Below are 19,281 nucleotides of genomic sequence, written 5' to 3' on the forward strand. Positions count from 1 at the left end.
TGTGTGTATTTTAACCTCTGGTACGGGAAGTAGGCTCGAGAATTACACAAAAAAAAAAATAAAGCACTTTTATCTCTAAACAAAAAATCAATATTAAGTAGAATATTTAAAAATTTTCCCAGTAACTCGAATTTTATTTTGTCTATAGGATATAAAGGAGATCAAGTGCGAGATTTTGTAAAGATTCATCATCCAGATCTAAATGTTAAATTTGTAAAAATAAAAAATTATAATGGAAGCGGCAGTGGCCCTGGCCTTTCATTATTTAAATGTAAAAAATTTTTACAAAAACCTTTTTTTTTTGTTTCTTGTGATACGATTTGGAAAAAAAAAATTTTTAATATAAATAAATATAATTGGATGGGCTCATTTAGTTCATCAAAAATAGATACTAAAAATTATTGTAATTTAATTTCAAAAAAAAATACTATTTTTAAAATAATTGATAAAAAAAAAATTATTAGCAACAAAAGCACAAGCATATTTGTGGGTTTAGCATTTATCAAAGACTACAAATTTTTTTGGGAGGGCTTAAAGCCAAAAACATTGAAGGAACCTCAAGTATCATTAGGATTCAATAATATTTTAAAAAAGAAGAATATAAAAAAAATTGATATAGATTGGGAAGATACGGGTACAAAAAAAAATTATGAAGATTTAATATTAAAATATGAAAAATATAATTTTAATAAAGATAATCAGCAACTTTTTATTTCAAGTGAAAGAGTTACTAAATATTTTTCAGAAAAAAAAACTATTAGCAATTTGTATAAAAAGGCAATTTCTAAAAAAAATATCTTTCCAAAAAATTTAAAAATAAAAAATCACTTTATTTCATATGACTATGTGGACGGTGTCACATTATACAATCATTACAATATTAAAACCTTTAAATTATTATTGAAATTTTTAGAAAATAATCTTTGGAATGATAAAACTAATAAAACAAAGAATTATAGTAAAATTTGTAAAAATTTTTATTTAAATAAAACTAAAAAACGAATAAAAATATTTAAAAGTAAACACCCATTCCTAGATAAAAGTGGTTATATTTATAAAGGAAGTAAAATTCTTAAAATTAAAGATATATTTAAAGAAATTGATTGGAAACATATTTTTAATGGAGTCCCAAATTTTATTCATGGTGATCTTCAATTTGATAATATTTTGCTAAAAAAAAATAATTTTACATTGATTGATTGGCGACCTAATTTTGGGAAAAATTTATTAATAGGAGATAGATATTACGATTTGGCTAAATTACTAGGTGGTTTAGTAATTAACTATGACCTCATTAAAAAAAACGAATTTAAATTTAAAATTAATAAAAATAAGATAAATTTAATAATACCTCATAGAGGCAAGACAAATGAGCTAATTAGTTTTTTTGAAAATTACCTTAGAAATAAAGGTTTTGATATCAATAAAGTAAGAATTATTACTGGTCTAATTTTTTTAAATATGGCCCCTCTACATCACGATCCCTTTGATAAGTTGTTATTTGTATATGGAAAATATTTCTTACAAAAAACCTTGAATTTAAAAAATAATGAAAATTAATAACAAAACTAACGTTTTTATTTCAGTAGCTAGTTTTCCTGGAAATACAGGGGCTTTGTTGCACAATCTTGGATATAAAATTAGCAAATTAAACTGTGTGTACATACCTTTCAAATGTGATGATTTAACTCAATTAAAAAATATTCTTAATGTTAAAAAATTCAGAGGCATATCTGTCTCGATGCCATTTAAAAGTTCAATAATTAAGTATTTAGATAAAATTGATAAAACATCAAAGACAATAAATGCTGTAAATACAATTCTACGTAAGGGTAATAAACTTTATGGATATAATACAGACTACCTTGCGATAAAAAAGATTATAGAAAGAATAAAATTCAATATATTTACTAGTATCATTTTAGGAAATGGTGCGACAAGCAAAACAACATATGAAGTGTTAAAAAATTTAAAAGTTAAAAAAATTATACTTTGTGCAAGAGATATAAGCAAATTCAAAAATTGGAAGTTAAGAAAATCAGATATTATTATTAGCTGGGATAAAAGACATAAAATAAAAGTAGATTTACTAATTAATTGTACACCAATTGGAATGAAATTTAACAATAATTTACCTATAGCAATTTTTAAAAACAAACAACCAAAGCATATAATTGATTTTCCAGTAAACAAAAAAACTAAATTAAAACTATTATCTAAAAGATTAAAAATTCCATATACAGGTGGATTAGAGATTAGTTTAATACAGGGTATTGAGCAGTTTAAAATTTATACAGGAAAAAAACTTAATATTAACAAAATTAAAAAAATTTTAAATTATAATTTTGATGTTTGAAGGTAATAAACTAATTTGTCCAATTTCTAAAAGTTCAAAGTTTTTAAAACTTTTTACTTTTAGAAAATTTCCAATTTACATGGGTGTTGTTGAAAAAAACTATAAAGCAGAATTTAAAAATTTATGCTTTAAGATAAATAAAATATCTGGTAGTGTGCAGATAAACCCAAAGGTTCCTTTGAAAAAGTTGTATTTTAAACCACATGGATCTGGGACAGTTGGAAAAATTTGGAAAAATCATCATTTAAATTTTTTTAGCTTTATTTCTGGTAATATTAAAGGCAAAATCATAGAAATTGGTGGAGGCCACAATTCTGTTTCCGAAAATATAGATCAATTAAAATCACCAAATAGCTATGATTTAATTAGTTATGACCCTAATATTAAAAAAAAATCTGTATCTAAATTCAAACATACTTATCTAAAACGTTTTTTTTCAAAGGGACATGTAAAGAAAAACTTTGGGAAAGTTAATTTAATTATCCACTCACATTTATTTGAGCATATTTATGATCCAAATAAATTTCTTAAAGATATTTTTGAGTCTCTTGAAGACAATGGTTATCACATGTTTAGTGTTCCAAATTTAAAGTCTATGATTAAAAGTGGATTTACAAATGCTATGAATTTTGAACATCCTTATTTTTTAGAAGAAGATATGATTGATTATCTTTTAAAAAAAAACGGCTTTGAAATTATAAAAAAAAAAATATTTAAATCATTCAATATTCTATAAAACAATTAAAAGTGGCATTAAAAACAAAAATAAAATTAAAAAATATAAAAAATTTATTGCAAATAAAAAATTATTTTTAAATTTTAATAAAAAGATTTTAAATGATGTCAAAAAAATTAACAAACTAATTGAGAACAAAAAAGAAGTATTTCTTTTTGGAGCCCATATATTTTCACAAGTATTAATATCACATGGTTTAAATGTCTCTAATATTGAAGCAATTCTTGATAATGATATCAATAAACAAAAAAAATATTTATACGGAACAAACATTAAAGTAAATAGTCCAAATATATTAATTAAAAAAAATCATCCAATAATTATTTTAAGAGCAGCTCAATACAATCATGAAATAAAGAAACAAATAATTACAAAAATAAACAATAATACTAAATTTATTTGATGGAGAATATTTCTGTATTTGCTAATTTTTATATTAATGATCAAGAGAGGCTAAATAAATACTTTCGTGGAGCAATCAAAGAAAAAAAATAATTAAATATAGGAATTAGTCCAATAATTATTAATTGCAGAAAAGCAACAATTTCATTATTTAATTATCATTTATCTTAAAATACATAATTTTTTATCAAAAAATAAAATGTATATCTTTTATTGGAAAATGATAAATCTAAGTAAAAAAAAACTTAATGGAACTCACCTTAAAGTTTATTTACCAAGTATATTAAAGAACCTAGATAAACCTATGGTAATTTTAAAAGCTATAGTCTACAATTGTCAAATCAATAAACAAATTAAGCCAACAAAAAATATAACAAGGTTTTATAATTAATGAAAAAAGAAATACAAAATTATCTAAATAAACTTTCTTCAGTATTGACTGATCCAACTTTTGAAAATGTTAAGTATTTAGCGGATGATATTAGGGAAATAAAAATAAAAAATAAAAAAATTTTTATTTGTGGGAATGGGGGAAGTGCAGCAAATGCCATGCATATTGCAAATGATCTTACTTATGGAGCGGGGATATCCTCAGGCAAAGGATTTAATATTGAAGCACTACCATCTAACTCATCTGTAATTACATGTTTAGCTAATGATATTGGATACGAAAATATATTTTCTGAACAATTGAGAGTTAAAGCAACTAAAGGAGATTTGCTAATCGTTCTTTCTGGAAGTGGAAATTCAAAAAATATTCTCAATGTACTAAAAATGGCAAAAAAAATTAAAATTAAAAGCTATGCAATACTAGGATTTAGTGGTGGCAAGGCCAAATCTTTAGCAAATGTTCCATTGCACTTTAAAATTAATGACATGCAGATTGCAGAAGATACGCAGATAATAATTGGCCATTTACTAATGAAGCTATTAAATAAAAATTATAATTAATTTTTTACAAAATATAATTTATGAAATTTATAATGATAAATTTTATGAAGACAGTAACACAAGACTAGAATCAGCAAGTGAAATATTAAAATTTGTTTTTGATATTACAAAACCAAATTCAATTTTAGATGTTGGTTGTTGAAAAGGTACTTGGTTAAAAGTAGCAAAAGAACTTGGGGCAGAAACTGTTTATGGAATAGATGGTCAACGAAAAGATGGAAAAATATTAATAAGAATGATAAATTTTTTAATGAATAAAATTTCTGTTTTTGGCAATTTTTATATCCCTGATCAAGAAAGACTAGAAAAATTAAAAATTTCATTTGAGTCTTTTTATAAAGTAAATATTGAAAATTGGGTAATTAATATAAGGGGTGCAAAGAAAAATGAAGCACATAATTATCTAAAAAAAAAACTAAATAGAGCTAAAGTTAATTTTTTCTTTATAGAAACTAAAAAAGGTTGGCTTCATGATTCTCTTCAAATAAGCACTTATTTAAAATCTAAATTCATTTTTTTTTGGGTAGAAGATCATATTTGTGTTGGGGGAAATGAATATTTTAACAAAGTCATTCGATCTGCTTATGCAAACAACTTAGATTACATTCCTTACTCTTGGTTTTTTTTTGGAAATAACCTTAAATTTTTCGAAGATTATAACTATTCATACGATAAAAATATTTTGTTTGGTAATTATACAAAAAATGATCATAAAAAAAGAATAGATTATGTGAAAAACAATAAATCAATATGCGATATCTTTATTATTAGTTGCTGCTCTATAATAAAAAAAAAAATATTCGTTCAGCTATTAGCACGTAAAGATAAATTTTTCCCCAAATGGGATAAAATGCTACCTTTTAATTTTGAAAAAACACAAAATGATACCCACTGGCTTCCTTATAGAGTTGGAATTTTAAAACGAGAATTGTTTGCATCAATAGATGATGATTTGGGGGTAAAAAATTATTCATTAGCCTCAAGAGGCTTTTTTAAAAAAATGAGAATTATCACTAAAAATAAAATTATCAAACAAAAAAATGTGAATAAAAATATTTCTTACAGCACACATATAAAAATTTTTTTAAAAAAATTATTAAATTATATTAGTGTCTATATTTTTTTAATTTCTAAATGAAAACACCTATTTTAATAATTTTATTTAACAGACCTGATTTTTTTGTTAAAATTATTAATATTCTTAAGATTATAAAACCTCAAAAAATATATCTGAGCATTGACGGTCCTAGAAAAAATAATAATTCTGATAAAAAAAAGATAAAAAAAAATATTGAGTTGATTAAAAAAATTGATTGGAAAACTAAAGTTAAAGTAAAAATTAACAAATATAATAAAAATTCTAAAAATCATCCAATCTCTGCTATTAATTGGATCTTTAAAACAGAGGATAAGGGCATTATTTTGGAAGATGATTGCATTCCCTCAATAAGTTTTTTTAATTTTTGCGAAATTTTACTAAAAAAGTTTAAAAATAATAAAAAAATTTCAATGATCAGTGGGAGAAATAATCTTGAAAACTCTTTCCATAAAAAAAGTTACTATTTTACTTTTGGTAGTACATGGGGCTGGGCTACGTGGAAAAGAGCATGGAAACACAACGATTCATCTCTTAAAAATTGGCATCGAACTAAATATAAAAATTCTTTTAATAAAAATTTATCTGATTATTCTTTTTTTAGAGAAATGCTTTCTAGACGATGTCAAGATATTGTGAATGGTGAGCTTAAGACTGCATGGGATTTTCAGTGGCTTTATTCTATAATTTCAAGAAATATGATTGCGGTTGTTCCCACCGTGAACTTAATAAAAAATATAGGTTTCGACAGTAGATCATCCCATACAAAAACAAATGATGTTCTTAAAAAAATCAGAAATTATGAATTAGATTTTCCATTAAAACATAACAATCGCATAAAAGTAGATAAAAAGCTCCTTTTAATGGAGTATAATAAAATATATAAACCAAATTTAATAAATGCATCTAAAAAAATTATATACAAGTTTCTTAAAAAATTTTTCTAAAGATAGAAACTATATTATTCATGAGACCTCTAGTATTCGAGAAGGAGCAAAAATTCTTAATTTTAGTAATAAAAAAGAAAACTTAATAATTGGTAAAAATACGATTATAAAAGGCACTCTTATTGTATTTGCGCATTCTGGAAAAATAGTAATTGGGAATGATACTTATGTGGCTCACAATACTGAAATATGGTCAGCTAAAGAAGTTTGCATAGGTAGTAGATGTCAAATTGCTCATAATGTAAATATTATAGATACAGATAGCCATCCAATAGATAGCAAATTAAGATTTCAGCACTTTAGAGATATTGTTACAAAAGGATTCGATAGTAACAAAAACAGCGAAGTCAATATCAACATAAGATCTTCGAAGATTTGTATCGGGGACGATGCTTGGATTGGTATTGGTTCTTTTATAACTCGCGGTGTTACAGTCGAGAAAGAAGGGATAGTAGGGCCAATGAGTTATGTTGTTGAAGATGTGCCATCAAGACATGTCGTTATGGGAAATCCTGCAAGAATTATTAAAACCAATTAATGATATACTCTGAATGCAAAATTTAAAACTATTCTGGAAATCAAAACTAAAGTTAATTTTATGGAAAAAAAAACCAACAATTATTCTAAAAATTAAAAAAAATAACAAGCACCATTGGTTTTTAGACGGAAAATTAAATATTTATGAAAATTGCATTTTAAATAAATTAAATACTAAAAATAAAAAAAAAATTGCAATTAAATATTTTTCAGAAAAAAATAACTACGAAGAATACACTTATGAACAACTTCATAATTTAGTATTAAAATATGAGTTTTTTTTAAGATTTAATATAAATAAAAAATTATCCAATTCCAAATTAATGTTGCAATCTTCAACAAATATCAAAACAATTGCACTGATTTTAGCATGCGTTAAGCTTGGCATTGAATATTGCGCAGTATTCGAAGATCTTGCAGAAGAGGGAGTATTGAAGAGAATTAAGTTGTTTCGGCCAGATATTTTTTTTTGCAACAATATAAAATTGAAATCAATAAAAAAATATCAAAAAAAACATAAATTTATAAGTTTAGCATTTGAAGAAGTTGACCAGTTAAAAAATACAATGTCTTCAGAAAAGAAATTGAATTATTTTCATTCTAATAAAAGTTTATTTACTTTATTTACATCAGGATCAACGGGTATGCCCAAAGGAATAGTTCATTCATCAGGAGGATTTTTATTATACACAATATTTACATTAAAAAACCAATTTGGAATGAATACAAAATCTACAATTTTAACAGCATCAGATATTGGTTGGTTGAACGGTCATAACTACATGTTATTTGGACCTCTCTGCATTGGTACTACTACATTAATACTGGAGAAACCTTTAAATTTACTAAATTCAAAATTTTTGGAAGAAGTTTTGAATAAAAATGTTACGATTTTATATCTTCCAGTAACTTTAATTAGAATAATGCGTGCAATTTTTGGGGAAAAAAAATTTTTAAAAAATTCTTTAGAGACATTGGGATCAATGGGTGAGCATATAGCGCCCCATGTTGCCAAATGGTTCGCAAATACTTTTTTAAAAAAAGATAGACCAATCGTAAATGCATACTACCAAACTGAAAATGGAGGAATAATAGCTTCTCCTAAATTTAAAGATTCAATCTCGGAATGTCCACATGGATCTGCAGGAAAATTGTCAACAAAATTTATTAAAACAAACAAGCTAAGTGAAGTTGAAAAAAAAGAATTAAAAATACTTACGCCTTGGCCAGGGTTAATGAAGGGTGTTCTTTCAGATGACAAAAACGCTTGGTCGAAGTATTGGGATAAAAATAATAATTTTAAAATGTTTGATGAAGCAACAATCGTAAATAAGAATTTATTTATTCACGGAAGATCAGATGACGTCATCAATATAAGGGGAAAAAGAGTTGGATGTGAGGAAATTGAATCTAATTTACTAGAAATAAAATATATAAAAGAGTGTTGCGCTGTTGGGTACAATGATTTATTAGAAGGTAATAAATTAGTTGTATTTTTATCATGTAAAAAGAAAAATATCGACACCATGTTGATTAATAAATTAAAATCTAATTTTGGAAGTCACTTAATACCAAGTAAGATTATTTATCTTTCAAGACTACCAAAAACAAAAAGTGGAAAAATACTTAGAAGATTATTAAGAGATATTTTGAATAAAAAAAATAAATATGGAGATTTGTCAACAATTCAAGATAAAGCTATTATTGATGAGCTTTTAACAAAAACTAAATAGATTAAATAAAAAATATGACTAACGCCATTAATTTAGTTTCAAAAGTTTTGAAAATTGACAAACATAAAATAAAGAAAAACTCAAAAAATAAAGATTTTGATGAGTGGGATAGTTTGGCTTCGATTAGAATTTTTTTAGCAATTGAAAAAATTATAAAAAAAAAAATAGATCACAACTATATTTCAAAATTAAATTCTATAGAAGAAATAGACAAAATAATAAAAGAAAAATAGTGAATTTCATCAAAAAAATTGTCAGAGCAATTAACAAACGATTTCAAAATAGTAAGGTATTTTATACAAATGAAATTAAACAGGAAATAGATCATTTAAAAGTTTTATCTGCAAAATCAAATATTGAAATTAATAGAACAAAAACCACTTTAAACATTGAAGATTATGAGTTTAAAGTATTTTCTCAATTTGGTGAAGATGGAATTATAAATTTTCTTATTGAGAAAACCAAAATTCAACAAGATGAAAAGTATTTTATAGAATTTGGAGTTGGTGACTATACAGAATGCAATTCTAAATTTTTATTAATTAATAATTATTGGAACGGACTAGTTATTGAGGGAGATTATAATAGTTTTATTAAAATCAAAAACTCTCAATATTGCTGGAAATATGGTCTTAAAGTTATAAATAAATGGATAAAAAATAATAATATTAAACAAATCATTGAAGAAAATATTGAACAAAAAAAAATTGGTTTGCTAAGTATTGATATAGATGGAAATGACTATTGGATTTGGAAAGAAATAAATAACATAAACCCAATTATATTAATTATTGAGTGGAATAGTTTATTCGGGAAAAAAGAAAATATTACTATCCCTTACGATGAAAAATTTGTAAGAGAGGAAAAGCATTTTTCAGGACAGTATTGGGGCGCTTCAATTTCAGCACTTGCTGCTCTTGGAAAAAAAAAGGGGTATAGTTTAATTGGGTCAAATTCTGCTGGAAATAATCTTTTTTTTGTTAGAAGTGACAGAAAACAGAATCTTGTTGAACGATTGCCCAGGGAGGCTTACAGGAAACAAATTTTTTCTGATTCAAGAGATAAAAATAAGAAGTTAAATTTTTTAAATAATTCAAGCAAAATAAAACAAATAGAAAATTTAGAAGTATTAGATCTTGAAAAAAACCAATTAATAAAAATTTCTGATTTAAATTTAATTCAAAATGATTGAAAATAAAAATTATTGGGAGGAAGTAATACAGAGTTTAAAAAACCAAGATGACTATAAAGATTTAATTAAATCTTGTTATTACGATGACCCCATTGAAGAGGCCCTAAATAGATTTGAAAATAGTAAGGAATGGATAGAATTAAAAAATGTGCATGCAAAATATGGTGTTAAATTAGGAAAAGTTTTAGATTTTGGAGCTGGAAGAGGTATCGCTTCTTTAGCGTTGGCTAAAATGGGATATGAAGTTTATGCATTTGATGGTAACTCTGGAAATAATGCTGGGCTGAATTCAATTAAGCAGTTAATCAAAAAATTAAACCTTAAAATAAATCTCTGCAAAGGAAATTTTGATAGACTGCCATTTGACGATAACTTTTTTGACTTGGTATACTCAAGACAATCTTTGCACCATGCTCCAAATATTACAATTTCTTGCCTAGAAATTTGCAGAGTATTAAAAAAAAAAAGTTTTTTTATTACTGTAAAAGATCATGTTATTGACAGAATAGAAGACAAGAAGATTTTTTTAAAAAATCACCCACTACATAAATACACAAGAGATGAGAACGCACATTTATTAAGCGATTATTTGAATGCATTCGAAAATAGTGGATTTAAAATATTAAAAACATTCAAGACTTATTCTTCTCCATTAAATTATTGTCCAAATAATATAGAGAGTATTTTGCTACACTATACCAAAAGCAAGTTTTTAATTAGAAAAGATTGGTTTAAGATAATCATAAAAAAAAATAATATTATTAGTAAATTTATAAAATTAATTTTAATTTTTTTAATAAATGCAAGAAATCGCACCCCTGGAAGACCATATTCATTTATGCTAAAAAAAAAATAATGAAAACAATTGCTATAGCTGGATCCTCTGGTTTCTTAGGAAGAAATATTACAGATTTTTATAAAAATAAAAATTATAAATTAATTTGTTTGACATCAAAAAAAATAATTACTAAAAAAAAAAATTTAAGATGGATATATCTAAATCAAAATTATGAATTATTAAAAGAAAAAAAATTAAATTTTGATACAATTATTTTTTCTAATGGAATAGGAAATGTTAAGCAATCATTAAAATTCTCTGAAAATAAAAAAGAAGAAATAATTAATAATAATTTAATTAAATTAGTAAAAAAAAATATAAACCCATGCACAGTTGTTTACTTTTCAAGCTATTCTGTTTATGGAAACACTAAAATAAAATGCTCAGAAAAATCTAAGTGTAATCCTATATCTGTGTATGCAAAAAATAAATTAAAATACGAACAAAAGCTTAAAAAAAATATCAACCTAAAAAAAAATAAACTTGTTATTATTAGATTTAGCTCAATCTATGGACCATTTTTAAAAAAACAAATTATATGGGACGCGTTAACCAAAATAAACAAAAAAGAAAGCGCAACTTTTTTTGGAACAGGGGATGAAGAAAGAGATTTTCTTCATGTCAGTGATGCTATCAATGCAATAGACCTAATATTAAAAAAAAATAAAAAAAATTTTCAAATTTATAATTGTGGATCTGGCAATCCTATCAAAATTAAAAATTTATTGAAGATCATTGTAAAAAAAACTATCTACAATAATAAAAATAAGTTATACTTTAGTGGTATTCTGAATAAAGAAGATCCAAAAAGTTTAAAAATCAATATAAAAAAGTTAAAAAATCTAGGTTGGAAGCCAGTTTATAAAATAAATAATGGAATAAATAATTACAAAAAATGGTTCAAAAAACAATCAATATAGGATTCGTTCTCAGAGATCCTAATTGGCACGGTGGTATTAACTATTTAAGAAGTTTAACTTCAGCCTTAAATTTAGTAAAATCTAAAAACATAAATCAAATTCTATTTGTTCCTTCACAGTCCAATATGGGCAATCTCAGGAATTTTGAAATTAAGATCATTAAATCTAAATTATTTAATGATTCTTTGATAAATAAAATAATTTTAAAATTAACTGACTTTATTTTTAAAAAAAATATTATTCTAGAACTTTATTTTAAATATCACAGAATTAATATTCTATCTCACACAAATTACACGAAACTTTTAGACATAAAGTTAATAGGTTGGATAGGAGATTTTCAGTACCTGCATTTAAAGAATTTTTTTGGGAAAATTTCTATCAAAAGAAATATAGCATTGCATACAGACCTTGCAAAATTTGCAGATCAAGTAATTGTAAGCTGCAATTATAGTTTAGTTGATTTTAATAATTATCATTATGTATATAAAAATAAAGTTAATGTGCTTAAATTTGTACCAACTGTTATTAAGCCTTCAAATTTACTATCTTTAAAAGAATTAAAAAAAAGATTTCATATTAATGAAGATTTTTATTTTATTCCAAATCAATTCTGGAAACATAAAAACCATTTATGCTTGCTCAAAGCTATAAAATATCTAAATTCAAATCACATCTATCCTAATTTTGTTTTTACAGGAAAAATGGATGATCATAGAAATAATGAATACGTACAAAAAATAAAAAAAAAAATTGATAATTTATCTTCTAAAAAAGTTCAATATTTGGGTGAGATTTCTTATTTAGAAGTTTGTTCACTCATGTTTCGTTGCAAAGCTGTTATAAACCCTTCATTTTTTGAAGGATGGAGCACTTCTGTGGAGGAAGCAAAAATTTATAATAAAATATGCATACTATCTAAAATTCCAACACACATTGAGCAAAAACCAAATCGTAGCATTTATTTCAACCCAAGCAATCCAATTGAATTAGCGAAAGCTATTTTAAAAACAGAAAAAATGAATATTAGACTCATTAAATTTAATAATAAAAATTATATAACAAAAAGAAAAAAGTTTGGATTTGAATATTTAAATATTATAAAAAAAATTATATAGATTTATAATAATTTAATATTTATTTTATGTATATTTTCACTCAAGGAAAAGAAAAGATTTATATAATCATATTCATTTTCTAAATTTGGTGTGTATTCGATTCTTTGAATACCTTTTGGTTTTATTATGTACATATCATAACCAAATTGAACTAAATAATCATAATAGTCTTTTATATATCTTTTATCTGCCATAGCGGCATGACCAAATTCTAAATGAATATATTTAATCATTTTGTTTGTTAATGTTTTTTTCATGCCCAATAGAATTCTATACTCAGCACCCTCAGCATCAATTTTGACATAATCTACTTTTTTTATATTATTTTTATAAACATAATTATCTACAGTGGAAGTCATAAGTATAATACTTTTTGATTTTGGTAAGTAGCCAATTTTATTCATATCAAATATGCTGTTTGTTCCAGATGCCATATTATTTTGGTCTATAAAAAAATTTAATTTTTCTTCCTTATCCCAAAATAATTTTTTTGTAAAAATTCCATATTTTTTAACATCATTGTTGCGTATACTGTCTAATGGATCAAAAAGAAACATTTTCCCATCATATTTATTTTTAATTAAAAATTCACCAAATTCACCAATATTACACCCGATATCAAAAAAAATTTTATCATCAATCTTGGATTTTATAAATGTTAGCAGTAAATTAAACTCACCATTAGTTTTGGGATTAAAGTTTCTATTATTATTATATCGATTAATTAACAGTTTGCTAAAATTATATGCACTTTTGTTATTTGGAATTAAGTAAAATAATATAGTGCCAAATAATTTATTGATAGATGTTTTGATATATTTAAAGTAATTAATGTTCATTAAAATATGATCGATGTAATTAAAAAAATTTTAAAAAAATTTGATTTAAGATTGATAAAAATATCTAAAAATCAAAATTCTTATGACCTTATATATAATCAAATTTTACAAAAAAATATAGACTTAGTTTTGGATATAGGAGCAAATTCAGGACAGTTTGTTGAAAAATTGAGAAAAGAAGGTTATCAAAAAAATATTATTAGTTTTGAGCCTCTTAAAAGAGAGCATGAGATTATAAAAAAAAAAGCTACTAAGGATAAATTTTGGACCGTGCATGACCGGTGTGCCATAGGCGATATCGATGGAAAAATTATTTTAAATATTTCGAACTACTCTCCATCATCAAGTATTTTGAGTTTCACTGATATGCATAAAGAAGCCAAACCGTCGGCTGTAATGATTGATAAAGAGATTGTTAATATAATTAAACTGGATACGGTAAGTAAAAATTTTTTACAAAAAAATATAATGATAAAAATTGATACCCAGGGTTACGAGAACAAAATTTTAAGAGGAGCGGTAAATTTGTTAAAACACTGCAAAATAATATTTTGTGAAGTATCTTTTCAACATCTTTATGATGGACAGGAATTATGGCAGGAGACAGTAAGCTTATTAGAGAGCCAAGGATTCGTGATTTATTCTGTAGAAAATGGAGTTTTTAACAAGAGACACAACAAACTCTTACAAGGAGACATGATATTCTTAAAAAATGATTAAAGTTATGTATTGGTGCCCATTTATAAGCAAAGTTGCAACTGTAAAATCTGTTATCAATTCTGCAGTATCATTAATAAAGTTTTCCAAAGAAAAATATAAACCATTGATATTAAATGTAGTTGGAGAATGGAATAAAAAAAAATAAAACAGATGTTTTCAACACACATGGAGACAATACATTGATAAAAAAAGTTACAAAAATCAATAATTTTAAAACATTTAGTGTTGGATTTAAAAAAACCAAGATATGGTATTTCAAAAATCATATTTCTAAGTTTTAAAATGAAAATTTATTATTGGTCCCCATATATAAATGAAGTAGCAACAATTAGGGCAGTTACAAATTCAATTATTTCAATAAAAAAATATTCAAAAAAAAATTTTGACCCTATAATTGTAGACTCGGTGGGAGAGTGGAGTAATAAGAAGGAGTATTTAACAAAAAATAATATTAGTACAATTAAATTATTTAATAGGAATATAATTAAATATTTGCCGAAACTTGGTTTTATAAAAAGCAGATTAACATATTTTGTAATTTTTTTTTTAACAGTATTTAAACTACATAAACTTATAAAACGGGATAAACCAGAGTATCTTATAATTCACTTATTAACATTTATCCCTTTGTCTCTATTATTACTTTTTAATTATAAAACTAAATTTATACTTAGAATATCGGGCTATCCTAAGATGACATTTTTAAGAACGTTGTTTTGGAAGTTTGTTAGTAACAAAATATATTATATTACCACACCAACGGTAACAACGGCGGATATGCTTATTAAAAAAAAAATATTTAAATTTAGTAAAATTAAATATTTACCAGATCCTGTATTAAAAATTGCAGAAATAGAAATAAAAAAAAGGATAAATAATAATGTTGAAAAAGAATTATCAATTAATAATTCTCTAATTTCAATTGGAAGACTTACACATCAAAAAAATTTTTCGCTATTGATAAATGGGTTTTTTGAAATATCTAAGAAATATGAACATTTAAACTTATTTATTTTAGGAAATGGAGAGGAAATGAATAAATTAAAAGAAATGATTAGCAAACTAAACCTTACTAAAAAAGTATTCTTAGTGGGGTACAAGGAAAATATTTACGACTATTTAAAAAATTCTAAACTATTTATTTTACCATCTCTTTGGGAAGATCCCGGGTTTGTTTTAATAGAAGCGGGCTATTTAAATAAAACTGTATTTTCAAGTGACTGTCCTAATGCTTCAGTTGAAATATTAAATAATGGTAATAATGGATTTTTATTTGAGAATAATTCACTGAAAAGTTTTGTAAAAAAACTTGATGAATTATTAGAAAAAAATGATGACGAAATATTTCGAAAAAAAGTGAAATTAAAAAAAAAATGTAAAGAGTTTACACTTTTTAACCATTTTAAAATCCTGCAATCAATTATCAAAGAAAATGAAAATTAATTTATTTTTTTTTATTTCAGATTTCAACTTCGGTGGAGCAAGTAATTCAATTTTTAACTTTTTAAATAAAGTTGATAAAAAAAAATTTAAAATATTTATGATTTTTATTGGAAGCTCAAATTATAAAAAAATTTTACCAAAAACAATCAATGTCATTAATGTAAAAACATATAGTAAAAAATTTTCTACAATAACAAGTTTTTTTAAAATAAGAAAAATTGTAAAAAGTATAATAAAGAAAAACGCCAAAAATGTTTTTATATCAAACATCCATTATTCAAACATAATATCAATTTTTTTTTTAAGAAAAATTGCAAACCTTAAATTAATTATATTTGAAAGAACTTCATTTAAGGAACTAGATTTATTTTTATCTATTCCAAATTTTTTAAAAAATAGATGTATCAAATTTTTATTAAAACCTATGTATAAAAAAGCAGATCAAATTTTAACTAATTCTAAAGTTTTATCAAAAGAGCTTTTAAAGAAAGGTCTAAAATCTAAAGTTGTTTATTCAGCAACAATAAAGAAAATTATACCTAAAAAAAAATTTAAAAAAAAATTGTTTTTCAATTTAATTTCAGTTGGTAGATTAACACATCAAAAGGATTACAAAACTATTATAAAATCTATCAAACTTGTAAAAAGAAAAAATTTTAAATTAAAAATTTATGGCAATGGAAATTTAAAAAAAAGTTTAGAAAATTTTGTAAAAATTAATAATTTAAATAATCAAATAGAAATACTTGGACATGAAAAAAATAAAAAAAAAATATACAATAATGCTGATTTATTAATACATGCCGCAATATTCGAAGGTTTGCCAAACAATATAGTGGAGGCAATAAATTATAGTGTACCTATAATTGCATCAAAAAGTGCTGGTGGCACTGCAGAAATTTTAGGTAATGGAAAATACGGAACTTTATTTGAAACTGAAAATTATAAACAATTGGCTAAGAAAATTGACGATTTTTTAGAAGACCCATCTAAACTTCAAAAAAAAGTGTTAAAGGGTAGAAAGGAATTAATAAAATTTATGTTTTCCAATACAACAAAAAAACTAGAAAGAATTATTAATCAATTATTTTAATTACAATTAATTATTAACTATTGCTTTAAATTTAATTAAAAGCATGTATATAAAATATTGATTATAGTTATATTAAACAATTAATGAAGTTCAAAATAGCACTAATATTTGGAATTACTGGTCAAGACGAATCTTATCTAGCAGATTTATTATTATTTAAAAACTATATCGTTCATGGTGTTAAAAATAAAATCTTCTTCATTTGATTCTGGAAGAATAGATCATATCTATCAAGATCCTCATGAAAAAAAAAAAACAATAATTAAAAAACCTCTTATTACCATTATCACTGTTGTTAAAAATGACCAAAATAAAATATTTAATACATTAAAAAGTGTATTTGAACAAACATATAAAAATTTTCAATATATTGTAATTGATGGAAACTCAGAGGATGGAACATTAAAGATATTAAATAAAAATAAAAACAACATAGATTTACTAATTTCTCAAAGTGATAAAAATTTATGGGAAGCAATGAATAAAGGAATACTTCATAGCAAAGGTGAAATTATAGGTATTATAAATTCAGGAGATGTATTTTATAAAAATACGTTAAAAATAGTAAATAAATATTTTAAACAAAAAGAAAAATTAGATTTTTTGTTTGGACCTGTAAAAAAAGATAGGATTTTATTTAGGTTTGAACCTGAAAAAATTAATTATAGATTTAATATTTACCCCTCACATTCCACAGGTTTTTTTATAAGAAAAAGTGTGCACAAAAAGATAGGGCTTTATAATACCAAGCTAAATTTTGGTGCAGATTATGACCTGATTTTTAAACTTCTTAAAAATAAAAAATTTAAAGGAATGGTTGCAAAAAAAAATGAAATTTTTGGTAAATTTGATTTAAATGGATATTCTTCAAAAATTCCCTTTTATAAAAGTTATTATTATGAATCAAAAATTAGATATGAAAATGGACAAAGCATACTTTTTGTAACTATTTTATATTTTTTACGAATATTAAATAAATTTCGAAATATATTATATAATAGATAAATATATGTTTAATTTTTTAATTAAGACAATTACTCTAATTTTTTCTAATAAAAGATTTAATTTTATATCTGATATTTTTCTACATTTAATACTTAAAGTTAAAGGCTATAAAAATTTTGGAAACCTTAATGAAACTGGAGAAGAATATTTCTTAAATAATTTTCTAACAAAAAAAAAAATTAAAATTTGTTTAGATGTAGGAGCTCATAACGGTGATTATTCAAAAAAATTACTCAATAAAGGTTTCAGAGTAATAGCATTTGAGCCAATGGGAGAAGCATTTAAAAAGTTAGAAAAAGTAAAAAAAAATTTTCCAAATATATTTAGCTGTCACAATGTTGCGCTTTCAAATAAAATTGAAGTAAGAGAAATTTTTTATACAAATAAAAACTCTCAACTATCCTCATTAAATAAAAATTTAAAAAAAATAAATTTTCTTAAGAGTAAAATATTTAAAAAGTTTAAAATTAAAACTAATACATTAGATAATTTTGTTAAAAAAAATAAAAAACTTTTTATAAATGGTGTAGATTTTATTAAAATTGATACAGAAGGTAATGACTTTAATGTCATTCAGGGCGCAAAAAATAGCATTAATAAATTTAAGCCAAAATTTATTCAAATAGAGATGAATTATCATAATTTATTTAATGGAGAGAATTTATATCAATTTCATAAATTTTTAAAAAATTATGAAATTTATAAGATTTTACCATTTAATAATGGACTTATAAGAGTTGATCCGAGTAGACCTGAAAATAATATTTATCATCTATCAAATTTTGTATTTATTAAAAAATAAAAATATGAAGAAAAATATAATCATTTTTTACCCATCATATGAACGAGGTGGTGTTACTAAAACATTGTATAATTTACTCAAAAGTCAAAACCTCAAAGATATAAATATTCATGTAATATGTTCATTAAATTTCATTAGAAAAATAAAAAAAAATAATATTTTTTTTCATTCATATAAAATTAAAAGAAGAATATTCTTTATTCCCTTTAGATTTATTTCAGCTTTTTATGCTATGAATAAACTTAAAGACTTGATAACAAAAAAAGAAATCAATCAAAATGTAATTGTTCATTCGATGCAAAGTAATATAGCAGCAATAATTACGTGTATTTTTACGCGTACTAAAATTATTATTCGCAATTCAGAAAATTCTCTTTATTCAGCAATAAATTCTGAAAATAAATTTTATGGTTTAATTGTATTTGTTTTAAAATTTATGTTTTATAATTTTAGTCATGGAGCAATTACAAATTCTTTAGGATCAGCAAAATCTTTGGGGATTTTTTTTTTAATAAATCAAAAATTAAAACAATTTATAACCCAATAATTAAGT

At 23.5% G+C, this 19,281-nt stretch carries 23 protein-coding genes and 1 pseudogene; 23 read left to right on the forward strand and 1 reads right to left on the reverse strand.

Annotated elements, in window-relative coordinates; translation table 11 throughout:
• The first annotated feature begins 165 nt into the window (after nucleotides 1–165).
• From AC5SL3_RS00790 to AC5SL3_RS00860, 15 genes are all read left to right on the forward strand, one after another.
• Entirely contained in the window at nucleotides 166–1,560 is a 1,395-nt protein-coding gene (locus tag AC5SL3_RS00790; RefSeq protein WP_494578263.1) for a hypothetical protein, read from the forward strand.
• On the forward strand, nucleotides 1,550–2,356 hold the full coding sequence (locus AC5SL3_RS00795; RefSeq protein WP_494578265.1) for a shikimate dehydrogenase family protein: 807 nt from the start codon (nucleotides 1,550–1,552) through the stop codon (nucleotides 2,354–2,356). The genes AC5SL3_RS00790 and AC5SL3_RS00795 overlap by 11 nt, the downstream gene beginning before the upstream one ends.
• Nucleotides 2,349–3,092, forward strand: a complete 744-nt coding sequence (locus tag AC5SL3_RS00800) for a methyltransferase domain-containing protein (RefSeq protein WP_494578267.1) — start codon at nucleotides 2,349–2,351, stop codon at nucleotides 3,090–3,092. The genes AC5SL3_RS00795 and AC5SL3_RS00800 overlap by 8 nt, the downstream gene beginning before the upstream one ends.
• 55 nt (nucleotides 3,093–3,147) lie before the next feature.
• On the forward strand, nucleotides 3,148–3,495 hold the full coding sequence (locus AC5SL3_RS00805; RefSeq protein ID WP_494578776.1) for a hypothetical protein: 348 nt from the start codon (nucleotides 3,148–3,150) through the stop codon (nucleotides 3,493–3,495).
• Nucleotides 3,496–3,714: 219 nt separating this feature from the next.
• Nucleotides 3,715–3,885 carry a hypothetical protein gene (locus tag AC5SL3_RS00810; RefSeq protein ID WP_494578268.1) on the forward strand — a complete coding sequence of 57 codons (171 nt, stop codon included), beginning with the start codon at nucleotides 3,715–3,717 and terminating at the stop codon, nucleotides 3,883–3,885.
• Nucleotides 3,885–4,445, forward strand: coding sequence for an SIS domain-containing protein (locus tag AC5SL3_RS00815; RefSeq protein WP_494578269.1), 561 nt, complete (start codon nucleotides 3,885–3,887; stop codon nucleotides 4,443–4,445). The genes AC5SL3_RS00810 and AC5SL3_RS00815 overlap by 1 nt, the downstream gene beginning before the upstream one ends.
• Before the next feature lie 235 nt (nucleotides 4,446–4,680).
• Nucleotides 4,681–5,583 carry a hypothetical protein gene (locus AC5SL3_RS00820; RefSeq protein ID WP_494578271.1) on the forward strand — a complete coding sequence of 301 codons (903 nt, stop codon included), beginning with the start codon at nucleotides 4,681–4,683 and terminating at the stop codon, nucleotides 5,581–5,583.
• Nucleotides 5,580–6,488, forward strand: a complete 909-nt coding sequence (locus AC5SL3_RS00825) for a hypothetical protein (protein ID WP_494578273.1) — start codon at nucleotides 5,580–5,582, stop codon at nucleotides 6,486–6,488. The genes AC5SL3_RS00820 and AC5SL3_RS00825 overlap by 4 nt, the downstream gene beginning before the upstream one ends.
• Complete coding sequence (locus AC5SL3_RS00830) at nucleotides 6,442–7,026, forward strand: acyltransferase (RefSeq protein WP_494578274.1); 585 nt, start codon at nucleotides 6,442–6,444, stop codon at nucleotides 7,024–7,026. Before AC5SL3_RS00825 ends, AC5SL3_RS00830 begins: the two co-directional genes overlap by 47 nt.
• A 13-nt stretch (nucleotides 7,027–7,039) precedes the next feature.
• On the forward strand, nucleotides 7,040–8,758 hold the full coding sequence (locus AC5SL3_RS00835; protein ID WP_494578276.1) for an AMP-binding protein: 1,719 nt from the start codon (nucleotides 7,040–7,042) through the stop codon (nucleotides 8,756–8,758).
• Nucleotides 8,759–8,772: 14 nt separating this feature from the next.
• Nucleotides 8,773–8,991, forward strand: a complete 219-nt coding sequence (locus AC5SL3_RS00840; RefSeq protein WP_494578277.1) for a hypothetical protein — start codon at nucleotides 8,773–8,775, stop codon at nucleotides 8,989–8,991.
• Nucleotides 8,991–9,950, forward strand: coding sequence for a hypothetical protein (locus AC5SL3_RS00845; RefSeq protein WP_494578279.1), 960 nt, complete (start codon nucleotides 8,991–8,993; stop codon nucleotides 9,948–9,950). Before AC5SL3_RS00840 ends, AC5SL3_RS00845 begins: the two co-directional genes overlap by 1 nt.
• Nucleotides 9,943–10,806 (forward strand): class I SAM-dependent methyltransferase, encoded by an 864-nt coding sequence (locus AC5SL3_RS00850; protein ID WP_494578280.1) that lies wholly within the window; start codon nucleotides 9,943–9,945, stop codon nucleotides 10,804–10,806. Before AC5SL3_RS00845 ends, AC5SL3_RS00850 begins: the two co-directional genes overlap by 8 nt.
• Nucleotides 10,806–11,708: an NAD-dependent epimerase/dehydratase family protein gene (locus tag AC5SL3_RS00855; protein ID WP_494578282.1), complete on the forward strand. Its 903-nt coding sequence runs from the start codon at nucleotides 10,806–10,808 to the stop codon at nucleotides 11,706–11,708. The genes AC5SL3_RS00850 and AC5SL3_RS00855 overlap by 1 nt, the downstream gene beginning before the upstream one ends.
• The gene (locus tag AC5SL3_RS00860) at nucleotides 11,684–12,826 is read left to right on the forward strand and encodes a glycosyltransferase (protein WP_494578283.1); all 1,143 of its coding nucleotides are present in this window, start codon (nucleotides 11,684–11,686) and stop codon (nucleotides 12,824–12,826) included. Before AC5SL3_RS00855 ends, AC5SL3_RS00860 begins: the two co-directional genes overlap by 25 nt.
• Nucleotides 12,827–12,828: 2 nt before the next feature.
• On the opposite strand, the gene AC5SL3_RS00865 is transcribed toward AC5SL3_RS00860, so the two are convergent.
• The gene (locus AC5SL3_RS00865; protein WP_494578285.1) at nucleotides 12,829–13,665 is read right to left on the reverse strand and encodes an FkbM family methyltransferase; all 837 of its coding nucleotides are present in this window, start codon (nucleotides 13,663–13,665) and stop codon (nucleotides 12,829–12,831) included.
• Between the two features lie 6 nt (nucleotides 13,666–13,671).
• Here AC5SL3_RS00865 and AC5SL3_RS00870 point away from each other — a divergent pair, with 6 nt between their 5' ends.
• The 8 genes and pseudogenes from AC5SL3_RS00870 (at nucleotide 13,672) to AC5SL3_RS00905 (ending at nucleotide 19,275) form a co-directional block, all read left to right on the forward strand.
• The gene (locus AC5SL3_RS00870) at nucleotides 13,672–14,385 is read left to right on the forward strand and encodes an FkbM family methyltransferase (protein WP_494578287.1); all 714 of its coding nucleotides are present in this window, start codon (nucleotides 13,672–13,674) and stop codon (nucleotides 14,383–14,385) included.
• Nucleotides 14,378–14,530 carry a hypothetical protein gene (locus AC5SL3_RS00875; RefSeq protein WP_494578288.1) on the forward strand — a complete coding sequence of 51 codons (153 nt, stop codon included), beginning with the start codon at nucleotides 14,378–14,380 and terminating at the stop codon, nucleotides 14,528–14,530. The genes AC5SL3_RS00870 and AC5SL3_RS00875 overlap by 8 nt, the downstream gene beginning before the upstream one ends.
• 137 nt (nucleotides 14,531–14,667) lie before the next feature.
• Nucleotides 14,668–15,828: a glycosyltransferase gene (locus AC5SL3_RS00880; RefSeq protein WP_494578290.1), complete on the forward strand. Its 1,161-nt coding sequence runs from the start codon at nucleotides 14,668–14,670 to the stop codon at nucleotides 15,826–15,828.
• Nucleotides 15,818–16,921 carry a glycosyltransferase gene (locus AC5SL3_RS00885; RefSeq protein ID WP_494578292.1) on the forward strand — a complete coding sequence of 368 codons (1,104 nt, stop codon included), beginning with the start codon at nucleotides 15,818–15,820 and terminating at the stop codon, nucleotides 16,919–16,921. Before AC5SL3_RS00880 ends, AC5SL3_RS00885 begins: the two co-directional genes overlap by 11 nt.
• 83 nt (nucleotides 16,922–17,004) lie before the next feature.
• Nucleotides 17,005–17,182 (forward strand): annotated as a pseudogene (locus AC5SL3_RS00890) (GDP-mannose 4,6-dehydratase); the annotation flags it as partial.
• 24 nt (nucleotides 17,183–17,206) lie between these two features.
• Nucleotides 17,207–17,926, forward strand: coding sequence for a glycosyltransferase (locus tag AC5SL3_RS00895; RefSeq protein WP_494578777.1), 720 nt, complete (start codon nucleotides 17,207–17,209; stop codon nucleotides 17,924–17,926).
• Nucleotides 17,927–17,930: 4 nt separating this feature from the next.
• Nucleotides 17,931–18,728, forward strand: coding sequence for an FkbM family methyltransferase (locus AC5SL3_RS00900; protein ID WP_494578294.1), 798 nt, complete (start codon nucleotides 17,931–17,933; stop codon nucleotides 18,726–18,728).
• Between the two features lie 4 nt (nucleotides 18,729–18,732).
• On the forward strand, nucleotides 18,733–19,275 hold the full coding sequence (locus AC5SL3_RS00905; protein ID WP_494578295.1) for a glycosyltransferase family protein: 543 nt from the start codon (nucleotides 18,733–18,735) through the stop codon (nucleotides 19,273–19,275).
• Nucleotides 19,276–19,281: the final 6 nt, after the last annotated feature.

The organism is Candidatus Pelagibacter sp. PS_34, assembly GCF_059417845.1.

Coding starts and splice junctions, on each gene's coding strand:
- AC5SL3_RS00795 (WP_494578265.1), top strand. CDS start 1,550: ATGAAAATTAATAACAAAACTAACGTTTTTATTTCAGTAGCTAGTTTT.
- AC5SL3_RS00800 (WP_494578267.1), top strand. CDS start 2,349: ATGTTTGAAGGTAATAAACTAATTTGTCCAATTTCTAAAAGTTCAAAG.
- AC5SL3_RS00810 (WP_494578268.1), top strand. CDS start 3,715: ATGATAAATCTAAGTAAAAAAAAACTTAATGGAACTCACCTTAAAGTT.
- AC5SL3_RS00815 (WP_494578269.1), top strand. CDS start 3,885: ATGAAAAAAGAAATACAAAATTATCTAAATAAACTTTCTTCAGTATTG.
- AC5SL3_RS00820 (WP_494578271.1), top strand. CDS start 4,681: ATGATAAATTTTTTAATGAATAAAATTTCTGTTTTTGGCAATTTTTAT.
- AC5SL3_RS00825 (WP_494578273.1), top strand. CDS start 5,580: ATGAAAACACCTATTTTAATAATTTTATTTAACAGACCTGATTTTTTT.
- AC5SL3_RS00830 (WP_494578274.1), top strand. CDS start 6,442: ATGCATCTAAAAAAATTATATACAAGTTTCTTAAAAAATTTTTCTAAA.
- AC5SL3_RS00835 (WP_494578276.1), top strand. CDS start 7,040: ATGCAAAATTTAAAACTATTCTGGAAATCAAAACTAAAGTTAATTTTA.
- AC5SL3_RS00840 (WP_494578277.1), top strand. CDS start 8,773: ATGACTAACGCCATTAATTTAGTTTCAAAAGTTTTGAAAATTGACAAA.
- AC5SL3_RS00850 (WP_494578280.1), top strand. CDS start 9,943: ATGATTGAAAATAAAAATTATTGGGAGGAAGTAATACAGAGTTTAAAA.
- AC5SL3_RS00855 (WP_494578282.1), top strand. CDS start 10,806: ATGAAAACAATTGCTATAGCTGGATCCTCTGGTTTCTTAGGAAGAAAT.
- AC5SL3_RS00860 (WP_494578283.1), top strand. CDS start 11,684: ATGGTTCAAAAAACAATCAATATAGGATTCGTTCTCAGAGATCCTAAT.
- AC5SL3_RS00865 (WP_494578285.1), bottom strand. CDS start 13,665: ATGAACATTAATTACTTTAAATATATCAAAACATCTATCAATAAATTA.
- AC5SL3_RS00870 (WP_494578287.1), top strand. CDS start 13,672: ATGATCGATGTAATTAAAAAAATTTTAAAAAAATTTGATTTAAGATTG.
- AC5SL3_RS00875 (WP_494578288.1), top strand. CDS start 14,378: ATGATTAAAGTTATGTATTGGTGCCCATTTATAAGCAAAGTTGCAACT.
- AC5SL3_RS00880 (WP_494578290.1), top strand. CDS start 14,668: ATGAAAATTTATTATTGGTCCCCATATATAAATGAAGTAGCAACAATT.
- AC5SL3_RS00885 (WP_494578292.1), top strand. CDS start 15,818: ATGAAAATTAATTTATTTTTTTTTATTTCAGATTTCAACTTCGGTGGA.
- AC5SL3_RS00900 (WP_494578294.1), top strand. CDS start 17,931: ATGTTTAATTTTTTAATTAAGACAATTACTCTAATTTTTTCTAATAAA.
- AC5SL3_RS00905 (WP_494578295.1), top strand. CDS start 18,733: ATGAAGAAAAATATAATCATTTTTTACCCATCATATGAACGAGGTGGT.